The organism is Facklamia sp. P12945, from assembly GCF_050409485.1.
In the GTDB taxonomy this organism is placed as follows: domain Bacteria; phylum Bacillota; class Bacilli; order Lactobacillales; family Aerococcaceae; genus Facklamia.
In genome coordinates this window covers 1-3,677 of record NZ_JBNUPJ010000044.1, presented here as the reverse complement: position 1 = coordinate 3,677, position 3,677 = coordinate 1, and the positions used below count along the sequence as shown (strand labels likewise).

Genomic DNA, 3,677 nt, shown 5'->3' with positions numbered 1-3,677 from the left:
CTGAACAATTGAGACTAAAAAAGAATCTTTTCTCATTTATGCATTTTCCCAAGGAGATATGGGCATCCCTTTATACCAACAAACTATCAGAGGCCTTCAATAAACAATTGAAGAAAAGAACGAAAGTTAAGGAACAGTTTCCCCATGAAGCCACTTAGGGAAAAACAGTCTATTGTTATATTAGCGAGTATAACGCAAAGTTTGGACATCGGAAACATAAAGACTTTGGTAAAGCAACCTTTGAACTTCAATCTCTTTTGGATCAAAAACGACCAGTTAACGAGACGAAATTAAGAGAAGGCATCACAAAGCCCCAAGTATCTTAATGGAGTAAACTAGCACCCTTCGGTTGCTTCCCTCGCATTTTAGAGGACCTATCAATCCTACAGATCTAAGCGAATCCACATGGTATTCGAAAGATCATCTAAAATGCGAGGTTAGGATCGGAAATAACAGAAGTGTTGATCTAATAATTACAATCTTGAAATGTAGGTTACACAATTTATCTGACACTACCCAAGCAACAAGTTAGACTACGAATAAAATCTAAATGTTATAATGATGAAATTATCAATAAAATTAAAAAGTCTAGTATTGTTCAAAATTTTTGGGGTTTAACTTTTGAAAAAGAAATTGGTAGATATATGATGGGTATAGGGATTGAAGTTTTTGAAGCTATTAGTTTTTTAGATTCAAAAAGGATAGTAAAATTTTTAACATCGAATAAAGAATTAATATTTGATGATGGAGAAATGAATAATGCAATTAAAAAAATTATTACTTATTAATACATTTTATTTACTAAATGTATTTTACACTAAAATTCATCAAGCATTGGAAATTTTCACCCCTTATAGTAATGAAAAACAAAATAGATCGCTAAAAAAGGAATAGTTTGATTCAATAGAAAAACTAAGTAAATATAACTCAAATATTTTTAAAGAAATTAAATTTAGTATTAAAGAAGAAAACTATGTGAAAAAATTTGGACAACCCAATATTTTAGATTTGATTCATTTAAGTAATATTCGCTTAGTTGGCAATGATATTTTACTAGAAAGAGAGGTTTATCAATATATAGGATATTACTTAAAAAAAAGAAGGGAGTTTAATAAATAATGATAGAAAGATTTATTGATCAAAGAGGGAGAATAATTGTTATTCCCAAAAAACAAAAAAATAAAATTATTATCTTTGACTATATTTTTGAATTAATCAAAAAAAAAGGTGATGAATTTTCTGAGAGTGAACTAAATAATATTATACAGGTATACTATGATGATTATGCGACAATGAGAAGATATTTAGTAGATTATGGTTATTTAAATAGAGATATATACGGGAGTATATATTGTATAAATTCGGAGATAAATCATGAAAGCTAAAATTCATTATTATTATTATTTGAATTTTTGTCTGTCTCATTAGTTTCATTTTTTAACCCAATATTGTATATTTATTTACTTAAAAACTTTTCATTAAGTGATGTAGGTTTATATCTAGCTCTATTTTGGCTATCGTCTTTTCTTACAGAGATACCATGTGGAGCTATAACAGATGTTATAGGAGAGAGAAAATCAATTTTTTTAAGTGGTCTATTTAGAATTTTAGGGATTTTAATGATATTAAGTAGTTCATATACACTTCTCCTGTTTTCAGCTTTTTTATCCGGAATTAGTGAGTCTTTTTATTCTGGAACATTATCCAGTTGGCTAATCAAAGATTTAAATTTATCACAGGATAGAGATATCTTAGAACACATATTTTCTAAGGCGTCTATTATAGGATTATTGGCTGCATTGGTCATTGGAACTTTGAGTGCGGATGTATTGTATAAATATAATACAGATTTGCCATTTTATTTCAGCATATTATTTAGTATTATTTTAATTGTTTCAGTTATTAAATCTCCAATTAAAGATTTTAAAAATAAAAAAATATCTTTTAAAAATACTTTTAAATATTCATATGGTGAAATAAAAACAATATTTAAACAAATTATGACATCTAAAAAGAGTATTGTATTTATATTATTTTTACTTCTCCCTAAAGTGATAGATATAGGACCATCAAATTAGTGGCAGGCAATATTTTATACTAATAATATAGAAAATATTATTAGTATTATGTGGATAACAATCTCATTAAGTGGGCTTGTAGGGAGTTTAATATCTCATAGGATATTATATAAAAAAATATTTCTTATGTGATAACTTCGTTAACAATAATAGATATTATATTCTTATCCTTATTTATTCTCTCAAAAAATATATGGATGGGAATTATTATTTTTTCAATTCACGTAATGCTTAATACTATAACTGAAATTAAAAGTAATGTCGCTCTTCATTCAGATTTTGTGCAAGATGATAATCTACGAAATACAACAATCTCATCTTTTTATAATATTGAATCAATATCTATTTCAATAATATTAGTTTTAAATGGGTTTATTTCTGATCAGTTTGGAATACTGAGAACATGGAATATTACCAATATTGATGTTCTTTTTATTCTTATTATAATTATTTTTAAATATAAAAAAAGAAAGAGTTTTTTAAATGGCGATTAAAAGAACCTATGAACATTCTGTTATAGAAGAGCATCAGTCCATGCTGTATTTAAATAGTATAAATATACAAGATAATATCAAGGCGCACAAAATTCATAATGAAATAGATTTTATTGATAGTCTCCCAAATATAGAATCATTAGATATTAGTAAATATAAAAAATCTGTATTAAATTGCCAAGTTAACACCCTCTTAATAAGAAATAATTTTGACTACTTATCTTGGAGAAAAAATAAAGATTTTTCTGAGATTAGTTTAATTCCAGTAAAAATGCAAATGCATAACTTTTCCAAGGCTAAGATTAATAGTGAATTTTTTAAAAAATTATGTAATAGTACAACTGAAGTTTTGTTAAAAGATATATTATTTTATATATCTGACACATTGTCTTTAAATGTTATATATTTAAAAGGTATGATAGATGGATATAAATGTGTATTTTTACCTTTAAAAAATATTAATTATATTATTATAGGAGACAAAGTAGGCCCGTTTCATTTTTATTATTTATTACATGAAGTTAGTCATGTAATTGTAAATTTTTTATTAATCAAAATGAATTTAATTTTTTCTATAGAGGAGGAAGAATATTGGGCTCATTTTTTTGAAAGTGCATTTATTAATTCCTATTTTAACAGTGAAAAAGAAAATTATATCGGATTTACACAGGCTCTATTAGAAGAAAATAAAGCAATAACAGAGTTTCAAATTGAACTTTTTAAATATCCATTAAAATATAGCTCTTTAGAAGATAAAAAAATTATATAAGGATAAATTATTTAAATATAATCTAGTTTCAAGTGAAAAATATATTAATTATGATTTTATGTTTGATTTTTTATCTAATCCTTTTTATTCAGCCTCTTATATTAATGCACAAATAAATGCACTAGATAATATTAATAAAAAAGATATAGTAACTGTTTTGGAAACATTTATCGAAACATACAAATTTTGTTAGGAGCCTCTTATAATTAATTAAATATAATTCAATATTCACTTAAAAATTGATATGTCAAAATTTTTTAGTCACTTTTTTAAAGGCTCTTTGTCCAATAGGGTTGATGCTATCCAAGGAGATTAAGCAATTAACGGTTGCTTAGT

The 3,677-nt window shown here is 25.2% G+C and carries 5 protein-coding genes; all 5 read left to right on the top strand.

All coding sequences use genetic code 11. The features are described 5' to 3' along the window. Window positions 1–8 precede the first annotated feature (8 nt). Window positions 9–158: a transposase gene (locus ACQV2X_RS08590; RefSeq protein ID WP_428894428.1), complete on the top strand. Its 150-nt coding sequence runs from the start codon at window positions 9–11 to the stop codon at window positions 156–158. An 817-nt stretch (window positions 159–975) separates the two neighbouring features. Beyond that, window positions 976–1,119 (top strand): hypothetical protein, encoded by a 144-nt coding sequence (locus ACQV2X_RS08585; protein WP_428876628.1) that lies wholly within the window; start codon window positions 976–978, stop codon window positions 1,117–1,119. Further along, complete coding sequence (locus tag ACQV2X_RS08580) at window positions 1,119–1,385, top strand: DUF2087 domain-containing protein (protein WP_428874427.1); 267 nt, start codon at window positions 1,119–1,121, stop codon at window positions 1,383–1,385. The genes ACQV2X_RS08585 and ACQV2X_RS08580 overlap by 1 nt, the downstream gene beginning before the upstream one ends. A 27-nt stretch (window positions 1,386–1,412) precedes the next feature. After that, a complete protein-coding gene (locus ACQV2X_RS08575) occupies window positions 1,413–2,078 on the top strand; it encodes an MFS transporter (protein ID WP_428894427.1) in 666 nt (221 codons plus the stop codon). 483 nt (window positions 2,079–2,561) lie between these two features. Beyond that, window positions 2,562–3,341: a hypothetical protein gene (locus ACQV2X_RS08570; protein WP_428894426.1), complete on the top strand. Its 780-nt coding sequence runs from the start codon at window positions 2,562–2,564 to the stop codon at window positions 3,339–3,341. Window positions 3,342–3,677 lie beyond the last annotated feature (336 nt).

What these genes read in the sequence shown, in the direction of transcription:
- ACQV2X_RS08570 (WP_428894426.1), top strand. Translation starts at nt 2,562, where the DNA reads ATGGCGATTAAAAGAACCTATGAACATTCTGTTATAGAAGAGCATCAG.
- ACQV2X_RS08580 (WP_428874427.1), top strand. Translation starts at nt 1,119, where the DNA reads ATGATAGAAAGATTTATTGATCAAAGAGGGAGAATAATTGTTATTCCC.